We start from the raw sequence: 13,807 nt of genomic DNA, 5'->3' as shown, positions 1-13,807 counted from the left end.
ACAGGAGAGCGCAGTGGTAAGGATGGAAGGCAACAACATGGGACGGTAACTGTTGCAGACCACAAAACATCGCGAAGCCCACCTGCCTTGGTACACCATCTATCCGACTGTCGCGGAGTTCTCTGGGGCGGTCGGCGCCGACGCTTATGAGGAATGGCTCAGGAACCTACCGGCTAACGATCCGGCGTCACTCTACTTGCACGTTCCGTTCTGCCGATCAAAGTGCTGGTATTGCGGCTTCCCCACCACCATCACCCGCCATGATGCGCCGATCGTTAATTATCTGGCGGCGCTGCGTGACGAGATACGTTTGGTCTCGGAGCACGCGCCGCAGGCGCTGCCCGTGAGCGATGTGCATTTCGGCGGCGGAACGCCAACTCTCATGGGGCCAGTTGAGTTCCTCGCCCTGACGGAATTCCTGCGCCGCCACTTTGCGCTTGCGGAAACAGCTACGATCGCCGTCGAGATCGATCCACGCACGTTCACGGCCGATATGGCCGAAGCCTTGCAAGCAGCCGGCGTGAACCGCGCGAGCCTCGGCGTGCAGAGCTTCGATCCCATTGTTCAAAAAGCGATCAACCGGGTCCAGAGTGAGGCGCAGACGGCGGCTGCCGTCGAAATGCTGCGTCGGCATGGAGTGACAAGCATCAACTTCGACCTCATCTTTGGTCTCCCGCATCAAACGGTGCAGTCTTGCGTCGAGACCACGAGGGCGGCGGTCGCCATGCGCCCCAACCGGCTTGCGGTGTTCGGCTACTCGCACATTCCGTCCTTTATTAAGAATCAGCGCCTCATCGAGGAGGCATCGCTTCCGGGCAGCGCTGCCCGCGCCGAACAGGATGCGGCCATTGCCGTGACGCTGATTGCCGCCGGCTACCGAGAGATCGGGCTCGACCATTTCGCCTTGCCGGACGACGATCTCGCGCTGGCACAGAAAACCGGTCGCCTGCGGCGCAACTCGCTGGGCTACTCGGCCGACACCTGCAAAACCCTGATCGGTTTCGGCGCGTCGGCTATCGGGCGTGTCGGCGAGGGCTACGTTCAGAACGAGGTTACACGGGATTCCTACTGCCGGCACATCGCGGCTGGCCGTCTGGCGACGTCAAAGGGCTACCGTCTCACCGACGAAGACCGCGCGCGAGCCGCAATTATCGAGCGACTAATGTGCGATCTCGAGGCCGATGTGCCGGCAATCTGTGCCGCCCACGGATCTGATCCGATCCATTTTCTCGATTCAGCTGAACGCTTGGCGATGCTTGCCAAGGACGGGATTGTGGACATCGAAAAGGGTTTTGTCCGCGTACGGCGGCAGCATCGCTTTGCGATGCGCGTTGTCGCTGCCGCATTCGACGCTTTTCTCGACCGGGTTGCCCGCTGAGTCAGCCAACCAAGTGTGAGGAGGCCAAGGCGACGCCGAAGCGGAATTTGACGCCCATGCGGTTTCCTTTCTTCGAGGTCAGGATTTCACAGCCGTCGCCAGGGAAGCAGGCCTCAAGCGGCTTCCCGCCCTCGAAGAATGCCACGGTGTCGCCATCGATCGTGATCCGCTCGAATTGGTGCGATAGCCGATCTCGTAGTAGGCGCGTACTCATCTGCGCTCTGGTCGCCGCTCTCCGCCTTATAAGCCATGACTGGATCGAGCGTTCCATCGTCAGGAAGGGATAGACCAACTGCCAATCCCGGACCCAAATTCGACAGGGCGCGCTGCTTGATCTGGTCGTCCTCAAATGTAGATCGGCTGGACCGCGGGATCGTGGCTATATGCGTGATCTTTCTCAGCTGCTTGATCGTGGATCTTGCCGCTCCCGCCGCCGGCCACGATGTAGAAGGGCTTGCCCTCCACGGCGATCTCGCCGTTCCTGCTGAACGATCCCGCCGACACGATATAGGGCTTGAGGGTCGGTCACGACGATGTTGTCCCCTGCCGCGGCGATGCACGGCCGTGCCCGTCCATCGAATAGAGGTCGTGAGCTTGAGCGAGTTGGCGATCTTGCCAGCCACGAAGCTTGGCGTTCTGGTGACGCTCAACAAGGCGACCGCAGCAATGGAACGTGCTGCCAGAGAAGCCGAAGTTGAGGCGGGCGGCAAGCTGCGGCCGCGCGTGCAAATCTGTATGGTCAGGGAACTATTGAAGGGCAGAAAGCCCACGCTTCCACCTGTCTATGACATTGTCTCTGCCGCTGCCGCCCGGCAGGTGGCCGCCGCGGTTGCCAACGCGACAGGAAATACGGGACCCGCCGTCCTTCAAATATTCCATCGCCGGCAGCGGACAGAAAGCCACGAACAATCAGTCGCCGACACCTGTGAACAAGCCGTGTGCGACATTGCAATCATCCATTTATTGGCTCAACTGCCCACATGGCCGTGAATGAACTGGATTTGTTGGTTTTCCAGATGGCAGTGGAAAGCGTCCGCTCACTCTGCTTGAGCTTCAATGACAAAGCGGCGGAGATAGCCGCGAGGAGCCGCGGAAACCTGCTTTTCGATGTGCGGATCGATGATGACGCCGAGGTCCAACGGCTCGCAGCCATCCGATATCGAGGCGGGCAGATTGGTGTGCTGGCGTTGGACAGACAAGGCCTTATTAGCCGCTACTGCGTCATCGACGATACCTTCTCCCGCTTCATTGCACCGTTGGAGAATTGGACCAGCATGCCGGTGTCAATGCAGGCCAAATTCGATGTCACTCACCATGCCGGCCTCTTCCTCGACGCGTTGCGAAATGCCGGTCATATGCTTGGCAACTAGGGCTGGCGGAACGCATCTGTGGATCTTTGCATCCGCCTGGGCGTTTGAGCCGGCGGCTCATCGAGGTTCTGCAGCGCGCGGATGTGCCACGGCCGGGGTGATAGCCGCCTCTGCCCAACAGATCGCCGGCGAGGGCTTGTCGGACAATGAATGTCGTCAATCCACCGTCCGAGAAATGGTGTCTGGCTCACAAGAAGCACAGCGAATTGAGACTGAAACGCAGTCCAGGTGGGAAACCCAGCGCGAAGGCCGGAAGGTAACTTATCTGCGATAGAGGCAACGGGAAGGCGCCTTCCACTTATAAGGCAGCGCCCAATAAGTCGGTACTCGCCTGAGGAATTCCCATGGCGGGCAGGGCTACCTCGCGATCCGATCTCGATAGGCTTGTTGTACCTCAGACCGGACTCGATGTTCAGAATTTCCTCAGCGGCTTGCCCGCACGCCACCGCCAGCTCGCCGACCACGTGCTCACGATAGGCACGACCGATATGAGTCCCCTCCGACGTAGCAGTCCTCGGGAATGCGCGAATATTGATACACCTCGAAGGAGAGCAAACGGCGCGCCAAACAGCCTCTCATCGCACCAAGTCGTACATAGGGCGCATTCCTGTTCCGGCCGTCCCGGGCGATGCTCGATCCATCTCTCCAGAACAGCGGAGCAAGCCAGTGACGCCCACGAAGCTTCTGATTGGGCAGATCGCCATTGTGTTCGCCATCGTTCTCCTCGGCGTGTGGGCTGCCACGCAATGGTGCGCTCATATGCTAGCCTTTCAGGAACAACTCGGCGCGCCATGGTTTGTCGCGGCTGGCTGGCCGATCTACGAGCCGTGGAAACTGTTGGAATGGTGGTTCCAATTCGATGCCTATGCGCCCGAGGTATTCGACAAGGCGGGCATGCTTGCGGGCACCAGTGGATTCATGGGCTGTGCCGCTGCGATCGCTGGTTCCCTCTGGCGCGCGCGCCAGCGCGGCTTGGTCACCACCTATGGCTCCTCTCGATGGGCGGCGACGCGGGAGATCGAGAAAGCAGGGCTGTTTCAGCCGGCAGGCGTCTTCCTCGGCAAACTGAAGGACCGGTATCTGCGTCATGACGGGCCTGAGCACGTCATGGCCTTTGCGCCGACACGTTCCGGCAAGGGCGTCGGACTGGTTGTCCCAACCCTTCTCTCCTGGTCCGGCTCGGCCGTCATTCACGACATCAAAGGCGAGAACTGGCAGCTGAGCTCCGGCTGGCGGTCGAGGTTCTCGCATTGCCTTTTGTTCAATCCGACTGATCCGCGATCGGCCCGCTACAACCCGCTGCTGGAGGTACGCAAAGGTTCGGACGAGATTCGCGATGTCCAAAACATCGCCGACATTCTAGTCGATCCGGAAGGCGCGCTGGAGCGGCGGAATCATTGGGAGAAGACCAGTCATTCACTCCTCGTCGGCGCTATCTTGCACGTGCTCTACGCCGAAGAGGAAAAGACTCTTGCCCGCGTCGCCACCTTTCTGTCGGACCCGCAACGCTCGTTTGCCGCGACTTTGCGGCGAATGATGACGACCAACCATCTCGGCTCGGTCAATAAGCCTGAGGTCCATCCCGTCGTGGCCTCGGCGGCACGAGAGGTGTTGAACAAATCGGAGAACGAACGTTCAGGCGTCCTCTCGACCGCCATGTCTTTTCTCGGCCTCTACCGTGATCCGACCGTGGCGGCGGTAACATCGGACTGCGACTGGCGCATTGCCGATCTGATGGATGCGGAGTGGCCGATGTCGCTCTATCTGGTCGTGCCGCCATCGGACATCTCGCGCACCAAGCCCTTGGTGCGACTGATCCTGAACCAGATCGGCAGGCGGCTGACGGAGCGCCTCGAGGGTGACCCAAAGAAGAGCCGCAAGCATCAACTGCTCATGATGCTGGATGAGTTTCCGGCGCTCGGTCGCCTCGACTTCTTTGAGACCGCGCTCGCGTTTATGGCCGGTTACGGAATTCGTGCCTACTTGATCGCGCAATCGTTGAACCAGATCTCCAAAGCGTATGGCGACAACAACGCCATTCTGGACAACTGCCATTTGCGAATTGCCTTTTCCTCCAATGATGAGCGCACGGCCAAGCGAATCTCGGACGCGCTTGGCACGGCCACGGAACTCAGATCCATGCGCAACTATGCGGGCCACCGGCTGGCACCTTGGCTCTCGCATGTCATGGTGAGCCGCCAGGAAACCGCCCGCCCGCTGCTGACACCGGGCGAGGTGATGCAATTGCCGCCCGCGGACGAACTGGTGCTGGTTTCGGGACTGCCCCCCATCCGGGCCAAAAAGCTGCGATACTATGAGGATCACAATTTCACCGAGCGGGTGCTGCCTTCGCCGGTGTTGCGCGACGGACCCTACGCGGACTGCCCGATGTCGCGGCCGGACGATTGGACTGGGCAAGTACGCGGCGTCGACCGTCGTCTTGCGTCCGACGATGAAAGCGCTGGCGCCGCGCTTGCGGACGAGGGAGGGATTCAGCAGCAGCGCCATCCTGGCCTACCCGAAGAACATACCGCCGTCACCCAGGAACCGGACCAGGACGATCTGTCCAGACCCGCAGACGATGATAGCGAGGCGATGGCGGACAAGCGCGTCATGGACCGGATCTCCACCGTCGCAGGTGCCTATGGCATCAACGAGGGAAGGGACGATGATAAGGATATCGTCCCCGGCTTCTGAACGCTTTCCGCAGCTCGGGCGTATCTCAGCGTAGATAACGGCCGTAAGCAATTTTGGGCATCTCGATAATGCTTGTTCCGCCGCCGGCCCGCCAGCGCCGGCCAGTTGGAACAAGCGCATGAAGCCCCACCGCATTCGTCACCAGTTTCTGCTCGAACCGGAATTGAGCGAGAAGCTGGACAACCTCAGCCGCGATCCCTCGACCACAAAATCCGCGGTCGTCGCGAAGGCCGTAGAAGCTTTCATCGAGCGGCGTGGCGAGAATGAACTCGATCGGCGCTATGGCATGAGGCTGGACCGTCTTTCCCGCGACCTCAGTCACGTCAGGCGCGATGTCGACATGACATTGGAAAGCTTGGCGCTCTTCATCCGCTTTTCGATCACGCTTCATGCCCACACGCCTGTTCCGGACAAGGCGACGCAGGCGATTGCTCAGGAGCGTTTCGACAAATTCGTCGAGCAGGTCGGTCGCCAGATCGCATCGGGGAAACGCTCGTTTGGCAAAGACAATGGCGGAGGAGGGGAAGGATGAGCGCTCATCCAGAGGCCGACCACCGACGCCGCGCCATGCTGCGCACCGCCATGGGTCCGACGATCACTGAGGCGCTGGCCGATCCATTGGTCATCGAGGTGATGGTCAATCCCGATGGTGCGCTGCGGCTCGACCGGCTGGGAGAAGGCCGAATCGATACGGCCGTGCATATGCATCCTTCCGAGGCGGAACGCATCATCCGCCTGGTCGCTTCCCACGTGCGTGCCGAGGCGCATGCGGACAATCCGATTGTCAGCGCCGAATTGCCATCGGGCGAACGCTTCGAGGGACTGCTGCCGCCTGTCGTGCTGGCGCCTTGCTTTGCCATCCGCAAACCAGCCGCAAAGCTCTACACGCTGGCCAACTATGTTGCGGATCGCATCATGTTGCCGCTGCAGGCCGATGCGTTGATAAAGGCAGTCCGAGAACGGCGCAACATCCTTGTCGCCGGAGGCACGTCGTCGGGTAAGACGACGCTTGCCAATGCGCTGCTGGCCGAAGTCGCCGAATGCGACGAGCGAGTGATCCTCATCGAGGACACCCGCGAACTGCAATGCGCAGCAAAGGACTGCGTTGCCCTGAGAACCAGGCGGGGCTCGGTCACACTCGCCGATCTCGTGCGCTCGACGCTCCGGCTCCGCCCCGACCGCATCATCGTCGGTGAAGTCAGGGGCGCGGAAGCGCTGGACATGCTCAAGGCATGGAACACCGGGCACCCCGGCGGCATCGCCACGGTTCATGCCAATTCGGCGCGCTCTGCCCTCTATCGCATCGAGCAGCTTGCACAGGAAGCTGTCGTCACCGTGCCGCGCCGCCTCATCGCCAATGCCATCGATCTCATCGTCTTCATCGCGGGGCGCGGCTCGTCGCGCCGCATCGATGCAATCGCTGAGGTCACAGGTCTCGACGGCAGCGGCGACTACGCCCTCACCCCACTCACGCCTCCGCAACTCCAGCAACTCTGAAAGGCCCCTTATGCGCAAGAAGCTCCGCTTTCTTTCGTTTGCCGCGCTCGCGTTTCTTCTCACAGTTCCGGCGCACGCTGCCGGCTCCGGCATGCCTTGGGAACAGCCGCTGCAGCAGATCCTGGAATCGGTGCAGGGACCGGTCGCCAAAATCGTCGCGGTGATCATCATCATCACCACCGGCTTGACCCTTGCCTTCGGCGATACTGCAGGCGGTTTCCGCCGGCTGATTCAGATCGTCTTCGGCCTGTCGATCGCCTTCGCCGCATCGAGCTTCTTCCTCTCGTTCTTCTCCTTCGGCGGCGGGGCGCTCGTCTGATGGCCGCCGGAGTGCAACATATCGAGGGCTTCGAGGTTCCCGTTCACCGGGCCTTGACTGAACCGATCCTGCTGGGCGGCGCGCCGCGGGCGGTGGCGATCCTCAACGGCACGGTGGCTGCGGCCATCGGACTAGGCTTGCAGCAATGGATTGCCGGGCTAGTGCTCTGGCTTGGCGGCCACACGCTCGCGGTCTTTGCCGCAAGGCGCGATCCCGACTTTGCCAGCGTGCTTGTCCGTCACCTTCGCCTGAGGGGATGGCTCGCATGCTGAACCTTTCGGAATATCGCGGCAAGGCCGACCGGCTTGCCGACCATCTGCCCTGGGCAGCACTGGTGGCGCCCGGCATCGTGCTCAACAAGGACGGCAGCGTTCAGCGGACTCTTCGGTTTCGCGGGCCCGATCTGGAAAGCTCGACCGAAGCCGAACTCATCGGCATCTGCGCCCGGGCCAACAATGCGCTTAGACGCTTTGGCTCCGGCTGGACATTGTTTTTCGAGGCCGAGCGCATCGAAGCGCTGGGCTATCCGTCCTCGCGTTTCCCGGACGCGGCGTCATGGCTGGTTGATGAAGAACGGCGTGCTGCCTTCGAAGGCAAGGTCGCGCATTTCGAGAGCCGCTATCACCTGACCTTGCTGTCCATGCCGCCACCGGACGCCCAGGCGCGGGCGGAAAGCGCGCTCGTCGACTCGCATCATTCAGAAGGCGAAAGAGACTGGCGCCAGGAGATGGCGCGGTTCCGTGACGAGACCGACCGTGTGCTGGATCTTCTGTCGGGCTTCATGCCCGAAGTGCGTCCGCTCGATGACGCCGAGACGCTGACATACCTGCACGACACGATCTCGACCCGCCGCCATCCGGTCGCCGTGCCGGAAATGCCAATGTATCTGGACGGCATCCTGGTCGATGTGCCGCTTACCGGCGGCTTGGAGCCGATGCTGGGTGAGCAACATCTTCGCACACTTACCATCCTCGGCTTTCCGAACCTCACCCGGCCCGGAATCCTCGATGCCCTCAATCATCAGGATTTCGCCTATCGCTGGATGACGCGCTTCATTCCGCTCGACAAGACCGAGGCCACCAAGACGCTGACCCGCTTGCGCCGGCAGTGGTTTGCCAAGCGCAAATCGATCGTCGCAATCCTGCGCGAGGTTGTAAGCAACGAACCCGTTCCGCTCGTCGACAGCGACGCCGACAATAAGGCGCTCGACGCCGATGAAGCACTTCAGGCGTTGGGCGGCGATCATGTCGGCTTCGGGTATCTCACTGCAACGGTGACGGTATGGGACGAGGATCGCCAAGCCGCCGCTGAGAAACTTCGCGCGGTCGAGCGCATCATCAATGGGCTCGGGTTCACCACCATCCGCGAAAGCGTCAATGCGGTCGAAGCCTGGCTCGGCTCGCTGCCGGGTCATGTCTATGCCAACGTTCGTCAGCCGCTCGTTCACACGCTGAACCTTGCCCATCTCATGCCGCTTTCCTCGGTGTGGGCCGGTCCTGCGGCGAACGAGCATCTGGCTGGAGTCACTGGACGAGAGGCCCCGCCGCTCCTCATCGCCGAAACCAGCGGGTCGACTCCGTTCCGGCTTTCTTCCCATGTCGAAGATGTCGGCCACATGCTGATCGTTGGACCGACCGGCGCCGGAAAATCGGTGCTGCTTGCCCTGATCGCCCTGCAGTTTCGTCGCTATGCCGGCGCGCAGGTCTATGTCTTCGACAAAGGCAATTCGGCGCGCGCGGCAACGCTCGCCATGGGTGGAGAGCATCATGTCTTGGGTTCGGACGGTGCGCTTGCCTTCCAGCCACTGCGCAATATCGGTGATCAGGGTAGGCGCAGCTGGGCAGCTGAATGGATCGCCGGCCTGATTGCCCATGAGAACGTCACCCTCACGCCGGAGGTGAAGGAGGCGATCTGGTCGGCGCTCAACAGCCTCGCCACCGCGCCGGCGCAGGAGCGCACGCTGACCGGTCTGTCGGTCCTGCTTCAGTCCAATGCACTGAAGTCCGCCTTAATGCCCTACACGCTCGACGGTCCCTTCGGCCGATTGCTCGATGCCGATGACGATCGGCTGGCCTTGTCGGATGTGCAGTGCTTCGAGACCGAGGAGCTGATGCATAGCCAAAGCGCTGTGCTGCCTGTGCTCACCTATCTCTTCCATCGCCTTGAGGAGCGGTTCGACGGGCGACCGACGCTGCTCATGCTCGATGAGGCCTGGGTCTATCTCGACAATCCGCTTTTTGCTGCCCGCATCCGCGAATGGCTGAAGGTGCTGCGAAAGAAGAACGTATCGGTGATCTTCGCCACGCAGTCGCTTGCCGACATCGCCGGCTCTGCAATAGCGCCGGCGATCATCGAGAGCTGCCCACAGCGCATTTTTCTCCCCAATGATCGTGCCGTGGAACCGCAGGCACGGACTGCCTATGAGCGCTTCGGTCTCAACAACCGGCAGATCGAACTGATCGCCCGGGCCACGCCGAAGCGGCACTACTATTTGCAGTCGCGCTGCGGCAACCGTCTCTTCGAGCTCGGGCTCGGCCCCATCGCGCTTGCACTTTGCGGCGCCTCGGGTCCAGCCGCGCAAAGCCTGATCGACAGGGTCCTGTCCGAGCACGGGCAGGACAGCTTTGTCTTTCGCTTCCTCGGCGCCCGCGGCCTCGATTGGGCGGCCGAGCTTCTCCAGCAATTCCCTCAACCAACCAAGGAGCAATCGTCATGATGCGGCGCCGCTTTCTCTCGGGCCTGATCACCCTTTCGTTGATCGCCAAGCCGATGGCCGACTACGTGCAGCCGGCCTACGCGCTCATCGTGTTCGATCCGTCGAACTACGCTCAGAACGTGCTCACGGCGGCGCGCTCGCTGGAGCAGATCAACAACCAGATCCAGTCGCTCCAGAACCAGGCGACCGTGCTGCAGAACATGGCACGCAATCTTCAGAGTCTGGATTTTTCTTCCGTGGGTCAGCTTACCGGCTCGCTCCAACGGATCGACGGTCTGATGGACCAGGCAAGTGGCCTGAGCTTTGATCTCAACAAGCTTCAGGACCAGTGGCGTAATCAATATCCGGAAAGCTACGACGCCACGATCAAGGTCAGCGATGTAGCGAGCGCCGCACGTGACCGCTGGCAAAGCGCAATGCAGGCATTCCGTCAGACCATGGGTGTTCAGTCGCAGATCGTCGAGAATGTTCGCGGTGATGGCGACCTGCTTGCCGATCTCGTCAACCGCAGCCAAGGCGCGGCCGGTGCGCTTCAGGCAAGTCAGGCCACTAACCAGCTCCTTGCGCTTTCGACCAAGCAGCAGATGCAGATCCAGACGCTGCTCGCAACGCAGTTCCGCGCTGAGGCCGAGGATGCGGCGCGCAAGGCGCAGTCCGAGGAGGCCGCGCGCGAGACGACAAAGCGCTTCCTCGGCACAGGCACGGCCTATCCCGGCAACTGATCACCAATCTCTTGACGACGAGGAAGGCGGCATGAACGACCTTGGGGTCATTGATCGCTTCATGGAGACCTTCATCCGCTACATCGATAGCGGGTTCGGTCTGCTCTCGGGCGATGTCGCCTTCCTTACCACGACCCTGATCGGCATCGACGTCACACTTGCCGGCCTCGCCTGGGCATTCGGCGGCGAACCCAACATATTCGGCCGGCTCATCCGCAAAGTGCTCTATGTCGGCGTCTTTGCCTTCATCTTGAATAACTTCAAGAACCTCGCCGACATCATCTATCGGTCCTTCGCTGGCCTCGGCATCAATGCGTCCTCAGGCAATCTCTCCGCCGACAATCTCCTGCATCCGGGCCGCATTGCCGCAACCGGTTTCGAGGGCGCCTGGCCGCTTCTCGATCAGGCAAGCCAGCTTCTCGGCTTCCCAGAAATCTTCGGCAACGCGCTCACCATCTTCGTGCTGCTCGTGGCCTGGTTCCTGGTCATCATCGCCTTCTTCATCCTCTCCATCCAACTCTTCATCACCATCCTCGAATTCAAACTCACCACTCTGGCCGGATTCATTCTTGTGCCCTTCGCGCTTTGGAACCGGTCAGCGTTTCTCGCCGAGCGCGTGCTCGGCAATGTCATCTCGTCGGGCATCAAGGTGATGGTGTTGGCCGTCATCATCGGCATCGGCTCCACGCTCTTTGGCGAGTTCGCTTCCGCGCTGCAAGGCAAGGAGCCGGATCTGGCCGCCGCCATGTCACAGGTCCTGGGCGCCTTGGCGCTCCTTGGTCTCGGCATTTTCGGACCTGGGATAGCCTCCGGTCTTGTCTCGGGCGCGCCGCAGCTTGGCGCGGGCGCCGCACTTGGAACCACGGCAGCCGCAGCCGGTGCATCGCTCGTTGCCGCAGGCGCAGCATTTGCCGGCGCGCGCACGGCAACCGGCAGCGGTCTCACCGCACTCCGTGCCGGCACGACCATGGGGTCAGCGGCTTCTACGGCCTGGCAGATCGGGCGCGCAACATCGCCCGAGTCCGGCCTGTCCGGTGTAGCTGCTGGAATGCATGGTGTGACCAGCGCCGCCGGCGGCGCCGCAATGCGGGCGGCACGATCTGCCGCAGGAGGCTTCGGGCGCAGCGTTGATGCCGGGCGCGAAGCTGCCTGGACCGCGACCGGTGGTGCGCCGACCGCATCCATGACCGGAAGCCCTACTGGTCCGGTCGCTGATGCCGCGCCCGGCTGGGCCAGGCGCCTGCGTTCCGAACAGACAGCCCGTGCCCACCGTCACACCGCCATGCAGGCCGTCCGTGAAGGCGACAGGCCGGGAGGCAGCGCCAATCCCTCTCTCAACGACAAGGACGACTAAATGCTATTCAAGCGACCCATTCAACGTTACGGCAAGACGCCCGAGCCGGTCACGCCGTATCAGAAGGCCGCGCAGCTCTGGGACGAGCGCATAGGCTCATCTCGAGTGCAGGCCCGCAACTGGCGGTTCATGGCTCTTGGCTGTCTGACCTTGGCGGCCGGACTTTCCGGCGGACTCGTGTGGCAGTCGATGCAGAGCCGCGTCGTGCCTTACGTCGTCGAGGTCGACGGCTTCGGCGAGGCACGCGCCGTTGCGCCGGCAATCCGGGGCTACGAGCCCTCCGATGCCCAGATCGCGTGGCATCTCGGCCGCTTCATTCAGAATGTCCGTTCCGTTTCCACCGATCCGGTGCTGGTGCGGCAGAACTGGCTTTCGGCCTATGACTTCGCCACCGACCGCGCGGCGCTCTTTCTCAACGAGTACGCCAAGGCGAACGATCCTTTCGGCCAGATCGGCACACGCAGCGTGTCGGTGCAAGTGACCAGCGTGGTCAGGGCTTCCGACAGCTCGTTCCAGGTCAAATGGGCCGAGCAGGTTTTTGAGCGCGGCAGCCTTGCCAGCACGACGCGCTGGACCGCGATCCTCACCATCGTGATCCGCCCGCCAAGTAATACTGACCAACTGCGCAACAACCCGCTCGGCGTCTTCATCAATGCGATCGACTGGTCGCGCGAGCTCGACAGTGCTGCGCCGACGTCCGTTTCCCCAAAAGGAGTCCACCAATGAAGAATAGAATGTCGTCGGTCCGTGCCGTGCTGATCCTGTCGGCCTCTACAGCAGTCCTCTCCGCCTGCGCGTCGAAGCCGGTACCGCCGCCTGAGATTTCCTATGATGCTGCCGATTTCAAACCAGCCGCAATCGAGAAGCCGCCGGAGAAGCCGGTCAAGATAGTCGAAGTGCCAAAGCCGCTGCCGTTGCCAGGTCAGCTACAGCCCGATCCGGGCAGGGTGGCCGATGACAAGCGCTCTCCTGAAGAACGGGTCTCCGATGCCAATAAAGCAGCGACGCAGCAACCCACCAGGTATGGGTACGTGAATGCGGTTCAGGTCTATCCATTCGCCGATGGCGCACTCTATCAGCTCTATGCCGCGCCGGAGCGCGTTACCGATATCGCACTCCAGCCGGGCGAGAAGCTAACAGCCGTGTCGGCCGGCGACACGGTGCGTTGGGTGATCGGCGATACCGTCAGCGGCACCGGTGACAATCAGCGCACCCATGTGCTGGTAAAACCCTTCGCGCCGGGACTTAACACAAATCTGGTGATCACCACGGAACGACGCACCTACCATTTGCAGCTTCAAAGCACCGAGAAGACCTCAATGGCGGCGATCTCCTGGACCTATAGCGAGGACCAGATCATCGCGCTACGCCAGCGCAACGCCCAAGCCGAGGCTGCCACGCCGGTGGCGTCGAATGTGGCGCTCGAGAATATCCGCTTTCGGTATTCAATCACCGGCGAAACACCACCCTGGAGGCCGACGCGCGCTTTCGACGATGGCAGCAAGGTCTATATCGAATTCCCCCGTCGCATTGATCAGGGTGAAGCGCCTCCTCTCTTCATCGTCGGTGCCGATGGGGACAGCCAGCTCGTCAATTATCGCATGCGCGGCAACTACTACATCGTCGATCGCCTCTTTGGCGCTGCAGAACTGCGTCTAGGCAGCAAGCAGCAGCAGGTGGTGCGCATCACCAGGACTGACGGCCGGCAACCGCCGCGGCGGATTCCGCTCTTTGCGCGGCCCAGCAGGTGAGGG

Annotated in this window: 14 protein-coding genes; 13 read left to right on the top strand and 1 reads right to left on the bottom strand. The window is 61.8% G+C overall.

Features of this window, described 5'->3' with window-relative positions:
* The first annotated feature begins 52 nt into the window (after positions 1–52).
* On the top strand, positions 53–1,378 hold the full coding sequence (gene hemN, locus JG743_RS29700; RefSeq protein ID WP_202295898.1) for an oxygen-independent coproporphyrinogen III oxidase: 1,326 nt from the start codon (positions 53–55) through the stop codon (positions 1,376–1,378).
* A gap of 1 nt (position 1,379) precedes the next feature.
* Here hemN and JG743_RS34335 read toward each other — a convergent pair whose 3' ends face one another.
* Positions 1,380–1,727 (bottom strand): ZinT/AdcA family metal-binding protein, encoded by a 348-nt coding sequence (locus JG743_RS34335; protein WP_244672973.1) that lies wholly within the window; start codon positions 1,725–1,727, stop codon positions 1,380–1,382.
* A 245-nt stretch (positions 1,728–1,972) separates the two neighbouring features.
* Here JG743_RS34335 and JG743_RS29690 point away from each other — a divergent pair, with 245 nt between their 5' ends.
* The 12 genes from JG743_RS29690 to trbG all read left to right on the top strand — a co-directional run bounded on the left by JG743_RS29690 (position 1,973) and on the right by trbG (position 13,804).
* Entirely contained in the window at positions 1,973–2,368 is a 396-nt protein-coding gene (locus JG743_RS29690; protein WP_202303184.1) for a hypothetical protein, read from the top strand.
* Positions 2,359–2,748: a hypothetical protein gene (locus JG743_RS29685; RefSeq protein WP_172352291.1), complete on the top strand. Its 390-nt coding sequence runs from the start codon at positions 2,359–2,361 to the stop codon at positions 2,746–2,748. The genes JG743_RS29690 and JG743_RS29685 overlap by 10 nt, the downstream gene beginning before the upstream one ends.
* Positions 2,749–3,414: 666 nt before the next feature.
* Positions 3,415–5,445: a conjugal transfer protein TraG gene (locus JG743_RS29680; RefSeq protein ID WP_202295878.1), complete on the top strand. Its 2,031-nt coding sequence runs from the start codon at positions 3,415–3,417 to the stop codon at positions 5,443–5,445.
* A gap of 118 nt (positions 5,446–5,563) precedes the next feature.
* Positions 5,564–5,977 (top strand): hypothetical protein, encoded by a 414-nt coding sequence (locus JG743_RS29675; RefSeq protein WP_006329210.1) that lies wholly within the window; start codon positions 5,564–5,566, stop codon positions 5,975–5,977.
* Positions 5,974–6,942 carry a P-type conjugative transfer ATPase TrbB gene (gene trbB, locus JG743_RS29670; RefSeq protein WP_202295876.1) on the top strand — a complete coding sequence of 323 codons (969 nt, stop codon included), beginning with the start codon at positions 5,974–5,976 and terminating at the stop codon, positions 6,940–6,942. The genes JG743_RS29675 and trbB overlap by 4 nt, the downstream gene beginning before the upstream one ends.
* A gap of 10 nt (positions 6,943–6,952) precedes the next feature.
* On the top strand, positions 6,953–7,261 hold the full coding sequence (locus JG743_RS29665) for a TrbC/VirB2 family protein (RefSeq protein WP_010914020.1): 309 nt from the start codon (positions 6,953–6,955) through the stop codon (positions 7,259–7,261).
* A complete protein-coding gene (locus JG743_RS29660) occupies positions 7,261–7,533 on the top strand; it encodes a VirB3 family type IV secretion system protein (protein ID WP_006329217.1) in 273 nt (90 codons plus the stop codon). The genes JG743_RS29665 and JG743_RS29660 overlap by 1 nt, the downstream gene beginning before the upstream one ends.
* Entirely contained in the window at positions 7,527–9,977 is a 2,451-nt protein-coding gene (trbE, locus tag JG743_RS29655; protein ID WP_202295872.1) for a conjugal transfer protein TrbE, read from the top strand. Before JG743_RS29660 ends, trbE begins: the two co-directional genes overlap by 7 nt.
* Positions 9,974–10,699, top strand: coding sequence for a P-type conjugative transfer protein TrbJ (gene trbJ, locus JG743_RS29650; protein WP_065004902.1), 726 nt, complete (start codon positions 9,974–9,976; stop codon positions 10,697–10,699). Before trbE ends, trbJ begins: the two co-directional genes overlap by 4 nt.
* Before the next feature lie 31 nt (positions 10,700–10,730).
* Positions 10,731–12,053, top strand: a complete 1,323-nt coding sequence (gene trbL / locus JG743_RS29645) for a P-type conjugative transfer protein TrbL (protein WP_027033454.1) — start codon at positions 10,731–10,733, stop codon at positions 12,051–12,053.
* Complete coding sequence (gene trbF, locus JG743_RS29640; RefSeq protein WP_202295869.1) at positions 12,054–12,779, top strand: conjugal transfer protein TrbF; 726 nt, start codon at positions 12,054–12,056, stop codon at positions 12,777–12,779.
* Positions 12,776–13,804 (top strand): P-type conjugative transfer protein TrbG, encoded by a 1,029-nt coding sequence (gene trbG, locus JG743_RS29635; RefSeq protein WP_202295866.1) that lies wholly within the window; start codon positions 12,776–12,778, stop codon positions 13,802–13,804. Before trbF ends, trbG begins: the two co-directional genes overlap by 4 nt.
* Positions 13,805–13,807 lie beyond the last annotated feature (3 nt).

Source organism: Mesorhizobium sp. 131-2-1, from assembly GCF_016756535.1.
Lineage (GTDB): Bacteria > Pseudomonadota > Alphaproteobacteria > Rhizobiales > Rhizobiaceae > Mesorhizobium.
This window is presented reverse-complemented; position numbering and strand designations above follow the sequence as displayed.

Bases quoted from the DNA above. Each gene is read 5' to 3' on its own strand.
- trbE (WP_202295872.1), top strand. From the start codon at position 7,527: ATGCTGAACCTTTCGGAATATCGCGGCAAGGCCGACCGGCTTGCCGAC.
- JG743_RS29685 (WP_172352291.1), top strand. From the start codon at position 2,359: ATGGCCGTGAATGAACTGGATTTGTTGGTTTTCCAGATGGCAGTGGAA.
- trbB (WP_202295876.1), top strand. From the start codon at position 5,974: ATGAGCGCTCATCCAGAGGCCGACCACCGACGCCGCGCCATGCTGCGC.
- trbF (WP_202295869.1), top strand. From the start codon at position 12,054: ATGCTATTCAAGCGACCCATTCAACGTTACGGCAAGACGCCCGAGCCG.
- trbJ (WP_065004902.1), top strand. From the start codon at position 9,974: ATGATGCGGCGCCGCTTTCTCTCGGGCCTGATCACCCTTTCGTTGATC.
- trbG (WP_202295866.1), top strand. From the start codon at position 12,776: ATGAAGAATAGAATGTCGTCGGTCCGTGCCGTGCTGATCCTGTCGGCC.
- JG743_RS29665 (WP_010914020.1), top strand. From the start codon at position 6,953: ATGCGCAAGAAGCTCCGCTTTCTTTCGTTTGCCGCGCTCGCGTTTCTT.
- JG743_RS29675 (WP_006329210.1), top strand. From the start codon at position 5,564: ATGAAGCCCCACCGCATTCGTCACCAGTTTCTGCTCGAACCGGAATTG.
- trbL (WP_027033454.1), top strand. From the start codon at position 10,731: ATGAACGACCTTGGGGTCATTGATCGCTTCATGGAGACCTTCATCCGC.
- JG743_RS29660 (WP_006329217.1), top strand. From the start codon at position 7,261: ATGGCCGCCGGAGTGCAACATATCGAGGGCTTCGAGGTTCCCGTTCAC.